We start from the raw sequence: 18,967 nt of genomic DNA on the forward strand, positions 1-18,967 counted from the left end.
GGAGGGCTGCATGAGTACGGACGAAGCACCGATCGCTCTAGATACGTTAAGCGAAGCCCTTCAATCAGATAATCTCAAACAGATTCGCTACATGCTCAACAAGGGCATGCGGCCTGTGGAAGTTGCTCACCTTCTAGAGAAAACCCCTCCTCGCGAACGTCGCATTGTATGGAACCTGCTCAACCCAGAGATAGAGGGTGAGGTTCTACAACACCTCGGTGAAGATATTCAGGCTGAAATTGTCAGCGATTTAGACGCGGCAGAAATTTTGGCGATGACAGAGTCACTCGATGTCGATGACTTAGCCGATATTCTTCAGCAACTTCCTGACACGGTCATGCAAGAGATGCTGCAAAACATGGATTTGCAGAATCGCCAACGTGTTGAAGCGGTACTCTCCTATCCTGATGATACGGCCGGCGGTCTGATGAATACCGATACGGTAACCATTCGACCTGATATTACGGTTGAGACGGCGCTTCGTTATCTACGTCGACACAGTGAGATTCCTGACAGTACCGACAGTATTTTCGTAGTGAGTCGCAAACGCAACGCACTAATCGGTGTACTTCCTATTACTCGACTTCTTATTTCAGACCCACAGATGCTGGTTCGTGAAATCATGAAGACCGAGAATGACCATGCAATCCCTGCCGATCTTCCTGAACGAGAGGTAGCTCGAATCTTCGAACAGCGCGACTTGATCTCGGCCCCTGTTATCAATGAGGATCGACAGCTTCTAGGTCGTATCACCATCGATGACGTAGTCGACGTCATTCGAGAAGACGCCGATCACTCACTGATGAGCATGGCCGGTCTGGACGAGGATGAAGACACCTTTGCTCCGGTACTAAAAACCAGTCGCCGTCGTGCAGTCTGGCTGGGAATTAACCTTATTACCGCTTTTTTGGCCTCGGCCGTCATTGGCCTGTTTGAAGCCACCATCGATCAGGTTGTAGCCTTGGCAGTACTGATGCCCATCGTCGCCTCAATGGGTGGCATCGCCGGCAGTCAAACCCTCACTCTTGTCATTCGTGGCCAAGCACTTGGACACATTGAAAGACACAATATTGGCTGGCTGTTTAACCGTGAGTTAATCGTTAGCATCATCAACGGGTCACTCTGGGCTGTTGTAGTGGCCGCCATTGCTGTCCTCTGGTTCCAAGATATGACCATCGGTATAGTGATCGCAATGGCCATCGTGATCAATCTAGTCGCGGGCGCTATGGCAGGCAGCCTTCTGCCACTGACCCTTAAGCAAGCGGGAATCGATCCAGCACTAGCCGGGGGTGTATTACTCACCACCATTACAGACGTGGTAGGTTTTTTTGCCTTCCTCGGACTAGCCACCTTTTTCTACGGTTAATTATGAGCAGTAAAAATTTTTCAAAAGAGAGTGATCAAGAGATCGAACTCGTCAGCCGCAGCCAGGTTAAACGAGAAGCTGAAGAGCTTCAAAAACTGGGTGGTCGCATCACTGAGTTACGACTTGATCAACAAGCGAAAGTCCCCATGTCTGAACGCCTAGCAGAGGCCTGTGCAGAGATGACAAGAATCACCTCTAATGGTGCGAAAAAACGTCAACTGCAGTACATCGGCAAATTGATGCGCACAGAGGATGCCGATGCCATTCGTGTCGCCATTGACCAATTCGACTCAGCTAGCGCTGCTCATAACCAGAAATTTCATGCACTTGAGCAGTTGCGTGAACGATTGATAGCCGGAGACAAGTCAGCGCTCTCTGAGGTGATGGAGAAGTTTGAAAACTGTGATATGCAGCATCTACGAGCTTTGATTCGAAATGCTCAAAAAGAGCGCAAAGAGAACAAGCCACCGGCCAATTTCAGAAAGGTATTTCAGTACCTTCGTGACTTAGATGACGAGTCTTGAGAGTAACATTTAACGATCTCTCTTATTAATGATTTCAAGCACAGGTTCTCTCCAAGGGCCTGTCATTGAATAGCTCAGTTTAGTCGCTTCGTTGATCTTATCCCCAATCAACTTGTCGATAAGAAACAGGGCTCCTGCCACCTGAGGGGCCCCAAGTAGAACGGCGGCCAGCGGTGAGTTACCGGTTAACGGCAAAATCACATCGACCCGTTTATCCACCGTTTTGTTGATTAGATTTAAAGAGCCTTCTGCAGTCAAATCTGCCGAGGCGCCTCTCATAATAAGTGGCTCTTGAGTCTTAGCAACCCCACCCTCTAAATGGTACTTACCGACCAACTTATCAAAGGTGATACCGGATTTATAAAGGTCACTAAAATCGAGGCGCAGACGTTTAAATAGATTGTTAAAATCGAGTATTCCGAACAATCGAAGAAGCGCTGAGTTACCTTTTGCTTCAGTAATCTGCCCATCTCGAAGGTCAAATTGCAGATCACCTCCTAGGCGATAACGACTGAATGACCAAGGTGCACCAGGCCAGCTCAGTGCAAACTCAGCGGAGAGACTTTTGGTCTCTATCGCTCTTGGGTCACCCATTGATTCAAGATAGTCAGCAAGGTTGCTGCCTTTTGCGCTCAGGGCAATGCGACTCTGCTCGCCCTCACCGACTGACCAGATCCCCTGTCCGGTTAAGCTGATACCTGCGACATCGGCCTCCAATTGATCGATCAAGAGACTGTTGCCTGATGGAAGTAGATGGGTTGTCCAACGACCCCAATGATCATCATTCCACACAAGATTTTCTATCAGAATGTTGGTTGAAGGTATTTTGCTAATCACCTCGATGGGTGTCGGATCAGGCAATGGAACTTCTGGTTCTATTATCGATGGATCGCTCTCTGGTGTGCGCAGGTGAAGGTGGCGAAGATTTAAGTTCAAGCTGGAATCAGCAAGCTTGTAATCTATAACACCCTGAATATCACGGCCATCCAGTGCAATAGACCACCGATCGTTAGGATTGCTCGCCTCAGCAAGGATTGACTCAAATTTAAGAGCTCCAACATTCAGCTGTCCGATCTCGATGGCTGTTGTAACGGAAAGCCTTTCTTTAGTTCCATTTTTAGGCTCTGATAGAGCATCAATAAACCCAAGTAGCTCCTCAACTTCAATTGAAGGTAGGGATCCATCAATGTGAAGGCGATCAGATATTTTATAGCTCGCCTGATTGCCGCCCAGACGAATATTACCGGTTAAAAGCTCACCTAGATTTAGATGGGCCTTTAAACGATCAGCATAATTAAGCTGCAAGGTTGGTGATGACTGCAAGGTCATCAAAAGGCTCAAACGGCTAATATCGGAAGATTGATGTGCCAAATAGTCTGGAGCATCTACTCGGGTACCCGTTAGTTGAGACTCCAATTTAAGAGTCGATTGACACTCTTTAGAGCAAAGTTTTAATGTCGAGTTGAGTGGAATTTCACCCGAGATAACACCTGACAAAGGAATACCAGCCCATTGCATCAATCTTTGAGAATCAATTCGACCAGCAATCTGAATATCAGTAGCGGTTGAGTCACTTGAGATATCAACATCAAAAGTTCGACCTAAGAAGCTTGCTTTCAAACCCTCAGCCGACAGTCCGCTCTCTAAATCAAAATCAATAGTACCGTCTATATCCGTTACGGCAACCCGTTGGGTTTCGGAGATGAAAACACCACGATTCAGCTCAGATTGAACCTGCAGTTTAGGGGAACCTCCTTTGAGAGGAACTTGTAAATCCACTAATGATTTATGACTACCAGAGATCTGCCAATCCCCTAGCTTATTGCCAACACTGTTAGCCAACGCCTGGCTGTGAAATAGACTGTTCAAATCAAACGCTGAACCCTCAATCGCTAACAAGGTCTTGAGTTCACCCGACCCGCTCTCCATCCAAAGATCTGCAAAACCGATCTCAGTGCCTGCGGCACTGCCCTGCTCTAACTGAACACGAGCGGACCCATCTCGAGCATGAATGATCGCTTCAGCCCGGTTCAACACGGGCCAGGGTGATTGATAATCTAGTGTTGTATTCTCTACCGCAATGTAGAGTTCGCTCAATGGCTTAGGTCTATCAGCCACAGACCTAGTCGGAGTCACCAGAACTAAACCCGCCTCTTTGACATCACCTTGAATCAGCGCTCTGTTTAGCCAGCTATAAAGCCCTTCACCGACAACCTTAGGCGGAGTTAACAGGAGTGCCTCTCGGGCTATTGCACCCTCAAGCCCCATCGATAGATTAAGTAGCGCTTGTTGCTCTTTATCATAGGGTAGATCGATCGAGAACTGCCCTCGTGTTCGGATGTTATTCAGACCCAGCTCTAATAGATCAGATCCAACGGCCGCATAATCACTGTGAAGTTGCCAATTAACACGTCCTTGCGCAAAATTAAACGGCAATGCCCAGTCGTAGACCGTTGGAAATTCCATGACAAGCTGCTGACTGTCAATATCTACCCAGCCGCGGTCACTTGAAACATAAAACGAACCATTCAACTGTGATGCAGCAGGTGAACCTTTCCAGGATTTGACCGACACATCTGACAACTCACCGACTACTGAGAGGTATTCTAATCCTTGGCTAAGATCAACGGTTAACCCTTTGACTAAACCACCGGGAGAGAGCGATTTAATCACCTCTCTGCTTTGATCACCCAAAGGCTGGTTCAGCGCAAGAGCCGACAGGTCTGATAGATTGAGCTCAGCCAGTTGAATTCGGTTTGCCGTCCAACCATTGACGCCAGTACTTAAATCGATCGCAGTCGTTGGCAGTGTGAATTCACTGCCTTGATAGAGGGCTGAAAAATCTTGAAGTTGCAGCTGATAATCACGATCAACCGACTGAACAGAGAAATTTGTTGAAAGCTGCTCTAGTGCCAGCTCACCAAGCTCATCGGGCAGTACCAGTTGCAAGCTATTGGCTGATAAATTACCGACAAGATAATCCAGACTGGCACCACGCAACTGCCCCCATAGCCGCGCATTCGCACTAAGAGAGAAGCGCTGTTCGACCCCTGCAAGATCGGCTAACTCTGAGCCAATGTTATCGAGTTCAACATAGAAAGGTAATAGTAGCTGACCGTTTGAGGATTGACCTTGGTGCTGAATCGCAAAACGCATGCGACTATCTTGACCCAACACTGGCATCCAAAAACTACCGCTCAATTGATGCTCTGTTTCACTGCTTTCAAGAGACATATTGTCCAGATTGATGAAACGAGAGCGACCTGATTCTGGAATCAGATGAAGTTGTGATTCAGAAAACTCGATGGAAGGCTGTTCAAATAGAATAGCGATCAACGTATCGATTGCGCGATTATCGGTCTTTGATTGATTCGAGTCAGCTAACCACCGCCCTTCAGATTGACGCCACTTTACATTCAGACCCTGTGCCGTGACCCGTTGAAAAATAGGCGCAGCATCAATCAATGAACGCCATGGATCGAATTCAAACGAGATGTTTTGGAGGTGAAACTCGATCTGCTTTGATTTGAGGTAGTCAATATCCGAATGGATCTCTTTGAACTCAAAGGTTGGATAGGGACCGCGCCAGCCAGTCTCTAGCTCGCCTATGGTGACTTCAATACCAAGGTATTGACTAAGCTGAGCCGCAATATCAGTTCGGTAATCGCCCAGCAAAGGGAATGCTAGACGCACAGCCGTTAGCAGGATGGCTAACAGTGCTGCCACCATCAAAACCCACCAACTGACCCAAAGCGTATGCCGAACCATGAATTCCCCGCTACCTCAGAACCACATCAAAGTGTTCTGGGTTGTAGTGAGTGTCGCTCTGGAAGCGAATCGTTTTCCCAATAAACGACTCCAGTTCAGCGACATGGTCTGATGCATCATCCAGCAAGTAATCAACCACGGCTTTAGCCGCAATGACCAAATAGGAGTCGGTATCGTAGGCCCTATGTTGACGCAAGATCTCTCGAAAGATTTGATAGCACACCGTCTCAGGCGTGCGAATCATGCCTCTACCTGAACAGGTCTCACAGGTTTCACACAGAACCTGCTCTAAACTCTCACGAGTACGTTTACGCGTCATTTCAACCAGCCCCAATTCGGATACGCCAGTCACTTTGCATTTAGCGTGGTCTTTATCTAGCTGTCGCTGAAGAGTTCGCAAAACTTGACGCTGGTGTTCTGGGTCTTCCATATCGATAAAATCGATAATAATAATGCCACCCAAATTACGAAGCCTCAGTTGTCGACCAATCGCCGTCGCAGCCTCCAAATTGGTTTTAAATATCGTCTCTTCCAAATTGCGATGACCGACAAAAGCGCCGGTATTGATATCAATCGTGGTCATCGCTTCGGTTTGGTCAAAGATCAGGTAGCCACCCGACTTAAGCTCAACCTTGCGACCCAGAGCCTTCTCCATCTCCTCTTCAACGTTAAAGAGGTCAAAAATAGGACGTTCACCTGGGTAGTATTCCAGCTTCGATTCAATTTCAGGAACTAGTGTGCGAGCGAAGCTTTGTGCACGCTGAAAGGTCTCTTTAGAGTCAATTCTGATACGTTCAATTTCAGAATGAGTCATGTCTCTGAGTGCTCGCATATTGAGCGGCAGGTCCTCATAGACGGTTGCCGGCGCTTTCGCCCCTTTGACTCGGTTCTGAATACTCTCCCACAACCGATGTAAGAAACTGATATCGGCTTTTAATTCCATCTCTGTCACGCCTTCAGCCACAGTTCGCAGAATGTAACCAAACTCGGGCTCAGCTGTCTCATCGTCAGAGTCGATCAACTCGGATCTGAGAATCTGCTTTAAGCGATCCCGCTCCTCCTCATCTTCGATTCTTTGAGAGACCCCAATATGAGAGGCATCTGGCATTAACACCAAGTAGCGTGATGGCAGTGATATGTGGGTCGTCAGGCGGGCCCCTTTACTGCCAATAGGGTCTTTAGTGACTTGAACTAGCAGTGATTCGCCTTCACGCAACACCTGAGCAATGGAGAGAGCAGCACGCTCATCCGGTGTCAGAGACTGATCAACGACTTCATCAACATGTATGAAAGCAGCTCTCTCAAGCCCCACATCGACAAATGCAGCCTGCATGCCTGGCAGTACTCGAACCACTCGCCCTAAATAGATATTGCCTAAAATCCCGCGACGTTTTGCACGCTCAACATAGATCTCTTGCGGCATGCCATTTTCAATGACTGCGACTCGAGTCTCCATCGGTGTGAAGTTAATCAGTATCTCTTCACCCAAAACCTTACTCCTTACTCAACAGACCCTTGAGTCCACGCTGAGAATCCAAATTTTTCTAGAATCTTTCCAGTTTCAGCGATCGGCAAACCCACGACTGCGCTGTAACTTCCCTTAATCTCTTTGACAAACAGTGCACCCAAGCCCTGAATGCCATATCCACCCGCTTTATCCTGAGGTTCTCCGCTGAGCCAATAGCGCTCCATCTCTCTCTTATTTACAGGATAGAAGCTAACCTGAGTAATCACCACTTCGCTGCGAGTCTGTTGACCATCAGAAATAGCCACTGCGGTCATAACCTGATGTTGGGCACCCGACAGGCGTTTAAACATAGTAAAGAAGTGATCAGGACTTTCAGGCTTCCCTAATATCTGATTATCGATCACTACACTGGTATCGGACCCTATTACCAGAGCCCCTGGGTAGTGTTGTGCAACGGCTTCGGCTTTATTGCGTGCCAGGCGGTTTACATAATCCTCAGGCGTTTCTTCGCTCAGTGGTGTCTCATCGATATGAGCCGGATGCACTTCTGGAGAGATCCCTATCTGTTTTAATAACTCCAGTCGTCTAGGTGACTGAGAGGCCAAAACCACGTTCATTAGTTCAAATCCAAGGATCGTGCCAAGCGACGCAAAGTCATAAACACGAATGGCCAGAGAAGCGCACTGGTCAAAGCCGGCAAAAGAAACAGCAGTGTATCAGCAGAATTTCCAACCAGACCTTGCATCCAATAGTAGATCAATTGATTCAGCCCCACCAACAGCAGCAACACAAAGGACTGCTGAAGCATTGGAAACACTCTTAACCGACTGTGCAGTAACTGTGTAATGAAGGCAATCAGAGTCAGAGATAGAGCACCTAAACCGAGCACTGAGCCTCGCATTAAATCCAGTAATAGCCCAATAAAAAACGCATAGACTAAGCCAACACGATTGGGGGCCCAAATAAGCCAAAAGAAAAGAACCAACAGAACGAAGTCTGGCCGGAACCACTGCAGAGAGCTGTCCAAAGGAAATTGACTCAGCGTTATTGCTAGCAGAAAAGTAGCCAGTGTGACAAAAAAGCCACCACCAGAGGCTTGATCACTCACTCTCCAACCTCTTTAATCCATTCACCTGCTGAACCAAAAGCAGATAGCGGCTCTTATCAAGCGTTGCCGTTGGCCTTGCTCTGACCACTGCAAAGGAGCGACCAGGCTCCTGTCTAAATTCGGTTATCTCAGCGACGGGGTAACCCATTGGAAAGACGCCGCCCAACCCAGAGGTAACAAGTAGGTCACCAATACGAATATCTTCAGTATTGGGGATGTGGTCCAGTTTGAGCTCAGTAGTGGATCCACTACCGAGCGCAAGGGTACGGAAACCCGTACGTAAGAGTTGAACAGGCACAGAGGATCTAGAGTCAGTCACCAACATGACTCGACTGGTGACGGGCGCAAGATCAACGACAAGACCCATGATACCGCCGGAGTCCAGTGCAGGTTGCCCAATAACAACTCCATCCTGTTCACCGCGGTTAATCAATATTTCATGCTGAAAAGGGTCAGAGCTAACGCCGATCAACTCAGCCATCTGAACCTCTTCCTCCACTTTCTGGCGAGCATTCAGCAAAGTTCTTAAACGGCGATTTTCACTGGCAAGAGTCGCGTTTTGTAGCACTTTTTGTTCTAGCAGAATGGCTTCTGTTCGCAACTCATCATTCTCTGCAATCAGTGTGGCTCGACTGACCACCACATCTGAAACGCCACCTGCCATTTTGACTGGCAAATCCACCAACCACTGCAAGGGGGTAGCAACAAGGTTTAGATAGGCTTTGCCTTCACGAAATTTATTGGAGGTAAGATCGAGCGCAACGATAGAGAGCGCTACGATTATGAGAAGAGTAAACAGCAAACGCGACGGACCACTTTTAAAGATCATGACTTTAAACCCTTCGCGTTGCCGTTATTAAAGATCAGTCACGTGACAGTAACTCAAAACCCTGTTTATCCAGTATCTCAAGTGCTTTACCGCCACCACGAGCCACACAGGTCAATGGATCTTCTGCCACAATCACTGGAAGGCCGGTCTCTTCCGTCAGAAGGCGATCAAGATTTCTTAGCAGTGCACCACCGCCTGTCAAAACAATACCGTGCTCAGCAACGTCCGCTGCCAATTCAGGTGGACACTGTTCTAGTGCACCTTTAACGGCTTGAACAATCGACTGGAGAGGCTCTTGAAGGGCTTCAAGAATCTCGTTCGAGTTAAGCGTGAACATACGTGGGATACCTTCAGCAAGGTTACGACCACGCACATCAATCTCTAGCACTTCAGGTGCTGGGTAGGCTGTACCTATCTCTTGTTTGATTCGCTCGGCTGTCGCTTCACCAATCAAGCTTCCATAATTCCGACGAACGTAAGTAACAATCGCCTCGTCAAATCGGTCACCGCCGACACGAACAGATTCAGAGTAGACGATACCGCTCAACGAGATCACCGCAATCTCAGTGGTACCGCCACCGATATCGACAACCATCGAACCGGTTGCCTCATCAACTGGGAGACCAGCACCGATCGCAGCCGCCATTGGCTCTTCGATTAGGTAGACCTCTCGAGCACCTGCACCTACTGCAGACTCTTTGATTGCTCGACGCTCAACCTGAGTTGACTTACAAGGTACACAAATCAGAACGCGAGGCGATGGACGAAGGAAACTGTTGTTGTGAACTTTACTGATGAAGTACTGAAGCATCTTTTCAGTCACGTGGAAATCAGCAATGACACCATCTTTCAATGGACGAATAGCGGTAATATTGCCTGGCGTTCTACCCAACATTCTTTTTGCATCGGTACCGACAGCCGCTACGGTCTTCTGGTTGCCTTGCTGGCGGATAGCCACTACAGATGGCTCATCTAGCACGATCTCACTATCTCGAAGATAGATCAGCGTATTGGCAGTTCCCAGGTCGATGGAAAGGTCGCTAGAAAAGAGACCACGAATCTTTTTAAACATTGGATTTAAAACCTTATAAGCGATGACTTTAGAAGCCAATTCATTAATCAAAGAATGTTAGCAACGACGGGGATTTTGGGCAAGGCGCAAATGTGATAGATTACGCGCCATCACAATGTTTTTACGAAACTATTTTCCACTTCTTACAGCCGCAAAATAGTTTCAATCACACCATTTAAAGAAAGAAGGTTAAGCATGTCCATCGATCGCTCCGATGTTGAACGTATTGCCCATCTTGCCCGTTTAGAGTTGAACGAGCAGGATATTCCGGCCTACACCGAAAACCTAAGCAGCATTTTAAATCTTATTGATGAGATGCAGCAGATTAATACAGACGGTGTGGAGCCATTGGCACACCCACTGGATGCAGTCCAACGCTTGCGTGCTGATGAAGTTACCGAGCTGAATCAACGAGATAAACTTCAAGCGGTTGCACCAGCTGTTGAAGAGGGGCTTTTCCTTGTCCCTAAAGTCATTGAGTAACAGGATTCGGATTAGAGATATGTTTGAAAAAACACTGAGCGAACTGGCTCAAGACCTTCGCAATGGCACTGTGAGCAGTGTTGAGCTTACCCAAGCGTTTATCGATCGCATCAACCGTTGTGACAGCGAGTACAACTCGTTCATCACCACCACCCCTGAACTGGCTCTGCAGCAAGCAAAAGCAGCTGATGAGAGTATTGCAGCGGGCACAGCGGGCACCTTCACAGGACTTCCGATCGCGCACAAAGATCTGTTTTGCACCGAGGGGGTCAAAACCAGTTGTGGCTCCAAAATGTTGGATAACTTTGAGTCCCCCTATGACGCTACCGTAGTAGCAAAGTTTAAGTCAGCGGGCGCCGTTATGTTGGGTAAAACCAATATGGATGAGTTTGCGATGGGATCAACCAACGAGAGCTCTTTCTATGGTGCTTGTAAAAATCCTTGGGATACAAGCCGTGTACCAGGAGGCTCTTCAGGTGGTTCTGCTGCTGCAGTCGCAGCACGACTAACACCTGCAGCAACAGGTTCAGATACAGGTGGTTCGATTCGCCAACCGGCAGCGTTCTGTGGCATTACCGGCATCAAGCCAACTTATGGACGCGTCTCTCGTTACGGCATGGTTGCCTACGCCTCTTCGCTTGATCAGGGCGGTCCAATGGCTCGCAGTGCTGAGGATTGTGCTCTTATGCTGAACGTCATGGCGGGACAGGACTCAATGGACTCAACCTCATCGGCACAACCGACTGAGGATTACACTGCGTCGCTCAACAACTCGCTTCAAGGCCTAAAAATCGGAGTTCCGAAAGAGTTTATGAGTGCCGATTTAGACAGTGCAATGGCGGCTCAGATTGAGACAGCGATCAAACAGCTTGAATCGCTGGGCGCCACAATCAAAGAGGTTAGCCTTCCGAATACACGCATGTCGATTCCGGCTTACTACATCATTGCTCCGGCGGAGGCATCGTCAAACTTGTCACGTTTTGATGGCGTACGTTATGGCTACCGTTGCGAGAACCCACAAGATTTGGAAGACCTCTATAAACGGACTCGTGGCGAAGGCTTTGGCTCTGAAGTTAAACGCCGCATCATGGTTGGAACCTACGCACTCTGTGCCGGCTACTACGACGCCTACTACAACAAAGCTCAACAGATTCGCCGTTTAATCCAACAAGATTTCATGCGCATCTTTGAAGAGGTCGATGTCATTGTTGGGCCGACAACACCAAGCCCTGCGTTTACCATTGGTGAAAAAGTGAATGACCCTGTCGCAATGTACATGGAGGACATCTTCACACTGTCGTTAAACCTGGCTGGTCTTCCCGGTATGTCCGTACCTTGTGGACAGGTAAACGGCTTGCCTGTTGGCCTTCAGTTGATAGGGAACTACTTTGACGAAGCTCGCCTATTGAACGTAGCTCACCAATACCAACAAAATACAGAGTGGCACACCCTGTCACCGGTTACGGCATAAGGAGATCGATATGGAATGGGAAACAGTTATCGGTCTAGAGATCCACGTTCAGCTCGCGACCAATACGAAAATATTTTCAGGTGCTAGCACTGCCTTCGGTGCCGAACCCAATACACAAGCGTGCGCCGTTGATCTGGCATTGCCGGGCACACTGCCGGTATTCAACGATGGCGCACAGAAAATGGCCATCATGTTTGGCTTAGCGATTAATGCCGAAATCGGTAAACGTGCCGTTTTTGAGCGCAAAAATTACTTCTATCCAGATCTTCCCAAGGGTTACCAGACAACCCAACTAGAAGCACCTATTGTTGGCGAAGGTTACGTCGATATTGAAACGGAAGATGGCGAACGTCGTGTTCGTATTCATCACGCTCACCTAGAGGAAGATGCCGGAAAATCCTTACACGAAGATTTTCACGGCCAATCCGGTATCGACCTTAACCGAGCCGGTACACCTCTAGTCGAAATTGTCTCTGAACCCGATATGCGCACCTCTAAAGAGGCCGCTGCTTACGCTCGCAAGATTCATGCGATAGTAACTACTCTGGGCATCTGTGACGGTAACATGGCCGAGGGCTCAATGCGTTGTGACTGTAACGTCTCCATTCGCCCTAAAGGCAGTGACACCCTAGGTACTCGCACCGAGCTGAAGAACATCAACTCGTTCCGCTTCATTGAGCGTGCAATCGACACCGAGGTAGAGCGTCAAATCGACCTAATAGAAGATGGCGGCACAGTAGTACAAGAGACTCGTCTTTACGATCCAGACAAAAACGAGACTCGAAGCATGCGCTCGAAAGAGGATGCTAACGACTACCGTTACTTCCCTTGCCCAGATCTACTTCCTGTCGTGGTCGATGATGCCTATGTAGAAGCCATTCGTCTAACGCTTCCAGAACTGCCGGACGCACGAAAAGAGCGTTTCATCAGTGAACTGGCTCTATCTGAATACGACGCTGGTGTTCTGTCAGCTTATCGCAACCAAGCGGACTACTTTGAGTCAGTGGTTGAGTGTTGTGGTGATGCCAAACTGGCTGCCAACTGGGTGATGGGAGAGTTGGCCAAAAACTTAAACGCAGCCGATCTGAGCATTGATAACAGCCCCGTTAGCGCAGAGCAGTTAGGCGGTCTTCTGGTTCGCATCAAGGACAACACCATCTCTGGCAACATTGCTAAGAAAGTCTTTGAAATCCAATGGAACGAAGGCGGTACCGCCGACGAAGTGATTGAAGCCAAAGGGTTGAAGCAAGTTACTGACACCGGTGCGATAGAGACCATGATCGACGAGGTCATTGCCAATGCGACAGCACAGGTTGAGCAATACAAAGCCGCTGAACCAGAGAAACGCGGCAAAATGTTAGGTTTCTTTATGGGCCAGGTCATGAAAGCATCCGGTGGCAAAGCCAACCCTGGTGCGGTCACCGGCATACTTAAATCTAAACTGGATGCTCTTTGCGACTAACAGGTAAACACTATGTCTGAACTACTGAATGCAATCCACGCCATTGTAGGTGATAAAGGTCTCATCACCGACGAGCGTGTTGCTCAACGACCTAATGAGAGTTGGAGTAAAGGCAGCTGTCCGGCGAAAGCGGTGATTCGACCCGCGTCGACGGAAGAGGTCTCAAAAGTGCTCGCCCTGTGTCACGAGGCAAATCAGACCATCATTCCACAAGCCGGCATGACCGGCTTAGCGGACGCGACCAAAGCGACTGAAGGGGATTTTGTTCTAAGCCTTGAGCGCATGCGTTCCATTGAGCAGTTAGATACCCAAGGTGCCACTGTGCTCGTTCAAGCCGGTGTGGTTGTTGAGGATCTTCAAAATGCAGCAGCCGAGCACGACCTCCTTTTTGCAGTAGATTGGGGTGCTCGGGGTTCAGCACAGGTTGCAGGAATGCTTGCAGCCAACGCCGGTGGCAATAAGGTTATTCGCTACGGTATGGCACGTGATCAAGTTCTCGGTCTAGAGGTGGTGCTAGCCGATGGCACCGTCCTAACCAATCTTAAAGAGACACTGAAAGATAATACCGGATACGACCTAAAACAGCTGTTTGTCGGCTCAGAAGGAACTCTAGGTATTATCACACGCGCCGTTTTGAGACTTTGGCCTTCAGCGCCAGCACGTCAAACCGCACTGGTTGGCGTCGAGAGTTTTGATAACGCACTCTTACTGCTTAACACGCTGAAACAGAAACTTGAAGGTAAGCTCTCTGCATTTGAAGCGATGTGGAACAGTTTCTATAGCTTTATGGTTAACGAAACCGGTAATCATCAAAAGTTTATTGATGACTCCCTACCCTACTACATCCTATTAGAGTCAGAGTGTGTCGATGACACTCGCGGAAAAGAGCAGTTCATTGAGGTTCTTGGCGAACTTCTAGAACAAGAGGTCATTGTCGATGCTGTGATTGCCGAAAGTCAGCAGCAGTCAGCGGCACTCTGGGCAGTTCGAGATGACATTGAGGCGATGGTTCAAGCCTTCAGCCCACTGATTCCTTACGATATCAGCCTACCGCTGCGTCACATGGAAGCTTACACAAACGAAGTCAAAGAGGCACTGTCAGAGCAGTTCCCTGAATCGACCTGCCTAACCTTTGGACACCTTGGCGATGGCAACATTCACTTCTGTGTAGGTCCAGTCAGCGATAAAAAAGCGATCGACACGGTAGTCTATAAGATCCTAGAGAAATACAAAGGCTCTGTTTCGGCAGAACACGGTATTGGACTGAGTAAAAAGCCCTATATTCACCTAAGCCGGAGCGATGCTGAGCTGGCCGTCATGCGCAGTATTAAAGCCGCTCTGGATCCAAAAGGGATTCTTAACCCTGGGAAGATTATTGGCTGATGAGCTCAATAGATTCTCTTCAGGAACCGATTCCACCAGGGGATTACGACTGCTGCGAAAGTGGTTGTGAACCCTGCGTTTGGGATATCTACTATGCAGATAGAGCCGCATGGCAAAAGCAGCAGGCAGCACAAAAATCAGCAGAGACTAAGGAAGATCAATCAACTGAAGGCGATTGATCTTCTCTCCTTCTCGTTGCTCAAATGAGTACAGAAGGTTATTTAATTCAGGAATTAAGCCGACCTTTTCAATTTTATCACCATCGACCCTTTGCCAAGTTTCCAGAACCAAATCCTTATCACGGCTCTTAATTAAAGAGTCCTCACCTTTAACAAAAACAACCTCCGAAACCCCTTTCGACTTCACAAGAGGTATCTTCAGCGTTTCAATAGATTCACCGCAACTAGTCGCTGCTTGAAGCTGAAGGATGAAGGTCAAAGGATCCTGAAAACCCTGCGGAAGCTCCAACTGAGACGTCTTACCTTTTCTATTCACTTCAGCCGTTGCGCCATTGAACTGAATGGTTGTTTTACGCGCCCCAAGCCCTTGCTGTTCAAAGAGGTAATTAATCGGAACGATGCCTTGCTCATCAACAATAAAATGGCTCTCCTCCTCTAGCGAAGCCAGTAGAACAGAGACAGACTGAAGCAATGTGAACTGACCTGAATCTGATTGAGAGATCGCTCGAGCCCCTTTCGCCCGAATACCATCAATTTCAACACGATACTCAAGAGTCTCGCCGACTCTGGATGCAAAATAATTCTGCATACATTGAGTGTCTGCCGACGCCAAAGAGCTGAGGAACAAAAAGAGTAGAGGATAGATTTTCATAAAAGTTATTCTAGCCTACTTAACTGAGTAGAAAATGAATAAAAAAGGGTAGCCTAAGCTACCCTTTCATTATTTCAATCAACCGTTATTCACGGATGATTGAAACATCCTCAGCTTGAAGACCTTTATCGCTGTCGTGCACATTAAAACGAACACGCTGGCCTTCGTTTAATGAACGGTGTCCACGGCCACGAATGTTACGGAAATGAACAAAAACATCATCTCCATTGGCACGAGTAATAAAACCGAAACCTTTAGAAACATTGAACCACTTAACAGTACCGACTTCACGACCATCATCGATGTCATCCTCTTCATCCGCACCGTTTACACGACGTGAAGATTGAGATGCTGATGCGGAGCCAGAGCTAGCCACAAGAGTACTGATGAAAACAGCCACAAACGAAACGGCAAGCACTGGTAAGTAGTGCGATTCCGCTTTAAAGAAGTGACCAGCAGCTGCGATAACACAGGCTGCAATTACGCTGATAATGATATTTTTAATCACTGATTAACCACCCATTGGAAATATTTCTTTGTATTTTTTGGAACAAACAAATTACTCTGTACGACATTAAAAAACCCGCACAGAAAGTGAGATATAACGTATTAGTTATATTTTTTCAACAACTTAGGGGTTTACGGCGGATAAATTAACCCAAAGAGTAAGAAGAACACGAAATTATGAGTGAATCGAACAGTCGTTTAGATGATCTGGAGAGTCGAATAGCGTTTCAAGAGGAAGCGATCGATCAACTGAGTGAAATCACCATTCGCCAAGCGAAAGAGCTGGATGAACTGCGACGCATGATTATGATTCTGAACGACCGTGTTAAGAACGCTGATAATAGTGGCTTTTCACCAGCGGCGGATGTGCCACCACCACACTATTAATCGACTCATTTAGCGGTTAACAAACTAACTGCCTAACTTGCGTCTCGCATAGATATCAAAACGCCCAGACTTACCCTCTAATGCATAGCTAGGCTTCGGTCCTTCAATAATAGGCGCCTTTCTTGGTCGCTTCACAACAACCCTTGCTGGGTCATGTTGCAAAGCGGCGTCTAGCAACTCTGCACTGTCCTGATCGGCACCCACAAGCGAGCGAAAGGCTAGCATCTCTTTTTTCACCTGAGCCGACTTATCCGTGTGAGGGAACATCGGATCGAGATAGATCACGTCGTACTGATTAGAGGTCGTTTGAAGGAACTCAACCGCTTGGAGGTGACTTAATGAGAGTCTGGCCAGAATCTCCTGCAACTCTGGATCGGATGAGAACTGAGCTCTGTGCAACCCATCTCTCAACAACGCATGAACTACTGGCACCCGCTCCACCATATCCACACGACAACCTAAGGTCGCCAGCACAAAACTATCACGACCCAGCCCAGCGGTCAGATCGGCTATGTAAGGGGTAAATGCAGAGGATACGCCACAAGCCTTAGCAATCTGTTGCCCTTTACCGCCACCAAAACGACGACGATGAGCCACCGCACCCGATTCAAAGTCTACTCGAATAGGACCGGGCGCTTTAGGGCCAAGCTGGACCAGCGACAGACCATCAAATCCCACCTGAAGTAGATAGTCGAACTCAGAACCTGATTGACCACTTTTTACCAAGGGAAGATTTAAGCCATTGCTAAGCTTTTCGGCTTCCGGAAGCAGTTCATGAGACTCAACGGAAAGACCAATCATCAGCGAGTCAAAGCCCAAACTGCGATCAAAGTAACACCTAGAATCAAACGATAGATTACAAAAGGACGCATGCCGATTTGATCAAGCAGCTTCAGAAACAGATGAATACACGCCCAAGCGCTGAGGGCCGCTACGAGTGCACCAACACCAATCATCTGCCAATGCGCGTCTGCGCCGATATCGATAAGCTCTTTACCCTTCAATAACCCTGCCCCCAGAATAACTGGGATTGAGAGCAAGAATGAGAAACGGGCGGCACTTTGACGATCAAATCCCAACATAAGCGCTGCTGTAATGGTGATACCCGATCGAGAGGTTCCAGGAATGAGAGCGATGGCCTGAGCTACACCAATCACAATAGCATCCTTAAAGCCGAGCTCTTTCATAATACGCGTCGCCTTATTGGTAGCGTCTGCCCAACCGAGTGCAAGGCCAAATAGAATGGTGGTGCCAGCAATAACCAAAATGGATCGACCATAGGTATCAATCCAGTCGCCCAACAGCAGGCCTGCTATGACAGCTGGGATCGTCGCAAATGCTACAAACCAACCAAGTTTCCCATCATCCGAGGTTCTACCAGCCAGAGTTAATGTTGACGCTGCCACAATCGACACCACTTCGCGCCGAAAATAGATGATGACAGCCGTCAGCGTGCCAACATGAACACCAACATCAAATGCTAATCCCTGATCACTCCAACCAAACAGCTGGGAGGGTAGAATCAAATGTGCAGAACTTGAGATCGGTAGGAATTCAGTTAACCCCTGTATCAGGGCCAATATCAGAGTATGTATCCAATCACTGAGCGTCACTGCTCACTCCTTTTTTTCCAAGTGCCCTCTCGAACATAAACGGGTAAAGCCTCTTCAGGCGGCACTTGATCACCCCTTTCTAGAGCTGACACTGCCATATTGAGCATACTCTCAGCCTGAGGGTACTGATCAGACAACACCCTACCCAAACCGTTTTGAACTAATGAATTCAACTGATCCAAGTAGTTAAGGCCTGGGCCAATTGCTACGCATTGAGAAACCTTTTCAGGCAGAACAACGGCTGAGGGTGCCGTCACCTGCTCCTCAGTCAAAGCAAAGATTGTGCCATTTTCCACCTTATAGACTGCCCAATAGACCTCATCCATTCGGGCATCCAAAGTCGATAGAATAAAGCCAGCCTCTGGGCATAATGCAAGCGCCTGATAAGCCAAGGTCTCAAGGGTCGATAGGGGGATCACAGGAGTATCAAAGGCGACTGCTAGCCCCTGTGTTGCTCCTGTTGCTATACGAATGCCGGCAAATGACCCTGGCCCGCGCCCAAAAGCGATCGCATCAAGCTCTTTTACCGATAGCTTGGCCTCTTCAAGAACACTTTCAACCATCGGCAACAGCAGTTGGGTATGCCCTCTGGGTACCACTTCAAACCGACAAATGCGCTGTTCGCCGTTTAGTAAGGCGACTGAACAGGCATCAGTTGAAGTATCTAGTGCTAGAACCTTCGTCATAATATTACT

At 48.1% G+C, this 18,967-nt stretch carries 19 protein-coding genes; 8 read left to right on the forward strand and 11 right to left on the reverse strand.

The window, feature by feature from the left end:
* The first annotated feature begins 10 nt into the window (after positions 1 to 10).
* Together mgtE and yjgA are read left to right on the forward strand one after the other, a co-directional pair.
* Complete coding sequence (gene mgtE, locus XMD579_RS01250) at positions 11 to 1,366, forward strand: magnesium transporter (RefSeq protein WP_173480510.1); 1,356 nt, start codon at positions 11 to 13, stop codon at positions 1,364 to 1,366.
* Positions 1,367 to 1,368: 2 nt separating this feature from the next.
* Positions 1,369 to 1,890, forward strand: coding sequence for a ribosome biogenesis factor YjgA (yjgA, locus tag XMD579_RS01255; RefSeq protein WP_173488568.1), 522 nt, complete (start codon positions 1,369 to 1,371; stop codon positions 1,888 to 1,890).
* A gap of 9 nt (positions 1,891 to 1,899) precedes the next feature.
* Here the strand turns inward: yjgA and XMD579_RS01260 are convergent, their stop codons facing one another.
* Genes XMD579_RS01260 through XMD579_RS01285 form a run of 6 tightly spaced genes read right to left on the reverse strand, consistent with a single transcriptional unit; the run spans position 1,900 to position 10,135 of the window.
* A complete protein-coding gene (locus tag XMD579_RS01260) occupies positions 1,900 to 5,658 on the reverse strand; it encodes a YhdP family protein (RefSeq protein WP_173505678.1) in 3,759 nt (1,252 codons plus the stop codon).
* 10 nt (positions 5,659 to 5,668) lie between these two features.
* Positions 5,669 to 7,147, reverse strand: a complete 1,479-nt coding sequence (gene rng / locus XMD579_RS01265; RefSeq protein ID WP_173505679.1) for a ribonuclease G — start codon at positions 7,145 to 7,147, stop codon at positions 5,669 to 5,671.
* A gap of 11 nt (positions 7,148 to 7,158) precedes the next feature.
* Positions 7,159 to 7,743: a nucleoside triphosphate pyrophosphatase gene (locus XMD579_RS01270; protein WP_173505680.1), complete on the reverse strand. Its 585-nt coding sequence runs from the start codon at positions 7,741 to 7,743 to the stop codon at positions 7,159 to 7,161.
* Positions 7,743 to 8,234, reverse strand: a complete 492-nt coding sequence (gene mreD / locus XMD579_RS01275; RefSeq protein WP_173483326.1) for a rod shape-determining protein MreD — start codon at positions 8,232 to 8,234, stop codon at positions 7,743 to 7,745. Before mreD ends, XMD579_RS01270 begins: the two co-directional genes overlap by 1 nt.
* On the reverse strand, positions 8,227 to 9,063 hold the full coding sequence (gene mreC, locus XMD579_RS01280; RefSeq protein ID WP_173480504.1) for a rod shape-determining protein MreC: 837 nt from the start codon (positions 9,061 to 9,063) through the stop codon (positions 8,227 to 8,229). The genes mreD and mreC overlap by 8 nt, the downstream gene beginning before the upstream one ends.
* A 34-nt stretch (positions 9,064 to 9,097) precedes the next feature.
* Positions 9,098 to 10,135, reverse strand: coding sequence for a rod shape-determining protein (locus XMD579_RS01285; protein ID WP_173480503.1), 1,038 nt, complete (start codon positions 10,133 to 10,135; stop codon positions 9,098 to 9,100).
* 195 nt (positions 10,136 to 10,330) lie between these two features.
* Between XMD579_RS01285 and gatC the strand changes: the two genes are divergently transcribed.
* From gatC to XMD579_RS01310, 5 genes are read left to right on the forward strand one after another with little or no spacing between them, the layout of a single operon-like run.
* Complete coding sequence (gene gatC, locus XMD579_RS01290; protein WP_173480502.1) at positions 10,331 to 10,618, forward strand: Asp-tRNA(Asn)/Glu-tRNA(Gln) amidotransferase subunit GatC; 288 nt, start codon at positions 10,331 to 10,333, stop codon at positions 10,616 to 10,618.
* 19 nt (positions 10,619 to 10,637) lie between these two features.
* Positions 10,638 to 12,089, forward strand: a complete 1,452-nt coding sequence (gatA, locus tag XMD579_RS01295; RefSeq protein WP_173494692.1) for an Asp-tRNA(Asn)/Glu-tRNA(Gln) amidotransferase subunit GatA — start codon at positions 10,638 to 10,640, stop codon at positions 12,087 to 12,089.
* Positions 12,090 to 12,099: 10 nt separating this feature from the next.
* On the forward strand, positions 12,100 to 13,551 hold the full coding sequence (gene gatB, locus XMD579_RS01300; protein ID WP_173480500.1) for an Asp-tRNA(Asn)/Glu-tRNA(Gln) amidotransferase subunit GatB: 1,452 nt from the start codon (positions 12,100 to 12,102) through the stop codon (positions 13,549 to 13,551).
* 12 nt (positions 13,552 to 13,563) lie between these two features.
* A complete protein-coding gene (locus XMD579_RS01305) occupies positions 13,564 to 14,934 on the forward strand; it encodes an FAD-binding oxidoreductase (protein ID WP_173505681.1) in 1,371 nt (456 codons plus the stop codon).
* Positions 14,934 to 15,113, forward strand: a complete 180-nt coding sequence (locus XMD579_RS01310) for an oxidoreductase-like domain-containing protein (RefSeq protein ID WP_173480498.1) — start codon at positions 14,934 to 14,936, stop codon at positions 15,111 to 15,113. The genes XMD579_RS01305 and XMD579_RS01310 overlap by 1 nt, the downstream gene beginning before the upstream one ends.
* On the opposite strand, the gene XMD579_RS01315 is transcribed toward XMD579_RS01310, so the two are convergent.
* Both XMD579_RS01315 and XMD579_RS11465 read right to left on the reverse strand, forming a co-directional pair.
* Positions 15,082 to 15,765, reverse strand: coding sequence for a DUF3108 domain-containing protein (locus XMD579_RS01315; RefSeq protein ID WP_256368148.1), 684 nt, complete (start codon positions 15,763 to 15,765; stop codon positions 15,082 to 15,084). The genes XMD579_RS01310 and XMD579_RS01315 overlap by 32 nt on opposite strands.
* 85 nt (positions 15,766 to 15,850) lie before the next feature.
* Complete coding sequence (locus XMD579_RS11465) at positions 15,851 to 16,273, reverse strand: cold-shock protein (protein WP_371731415.1); 423 nt, start codon at positions 16,271 to 16,273, stop codon at positions 15,851 to 15,853.
* Positions 16,274 to 16,449: 176 nt separating this feature from the next.
* On the opposite strand from XMD579_RS11465, the gene XMD579_RS01325 reads away from it, so the two are divergent.
* The gene (locus tag XMD579_RS01325) at positions 16,450 to 16,659 is read left to right on the forward strand and encodes a SlyX family protein (RefSeq protein WP_173480496.1); all 210 of its coding nucleotides are present in this window, start codon (positions 16,450 to 16,452) and stop codon (positions 16,657 to 16,659) included.
* Positions 16,660 to 16,683: 24 nt separating this feature from the next.
* Here XMD579_RS01325 and XMD579_RS01330 read toward each other — a convergent pair whose 3' ends face one another.
* Genes XMD579_RS01330 through tsaB form a run of 3 tightly spaced genes read right to left on the reverse strand, consistent with a single transcriptional unit; the run spans position 16,684 to position 18,958 of the window.
* Complete coding sequence (locus tag XMD579_RS01330; protein ID WP_173480495.1) at positions 16,684 to 17,460, reverse strand: class I SAM-dependent methyltransferase; 777 nt, start codon at positions 17,458 to 17,460, stop codon at positions 16,684 to 16,686.
* Positions 17,460 to 18,272 carry an undecaprenyl-diphosphate phosphatase gene (locus XMD579_RS01335; RefSeq protein ID WP_173480494.1) on the reverse strand — a complete coding sequence of 271 codons (813 nt, stop codon included), beginning with the start codon at positions 18,270 to 18,272 and terminating at the stop codon, positions 17,460 to 17,462. Before XMD579_RS01335 ends, XMD579_RS01330 begins: the two co-directional genes overlap by 1 nt.
* A complete protein-coding gene (gene tsaB / locus XMD579_RS01340) occupies positions 18,269 to 18,958 on the reverse strand; it encodes a tRNA (adenosine(37)-N6)-threonylcarbamoyltransferase complex dimerization subunit type 1 TsaB (RefSeq protein ID WP_173480493.1) in 690 nt (229 codons plus the stop codon). Before tsaB ends, XMD579_RS01335 begins: the two co-directional genes overlap by 4 nt.
* Positions 18,959 to 18,967 lie beyond the last annotated feature (9 nt).

This window comes from Marinobacterium sp. xm-d-579 (assembly GCF_013282935.1).
Lineage (GTDB): Bacteria > Pseudomonadota > Gammaproteobacteria > Pseudomonadales > Balneatricaceae > Marinobacterium_E.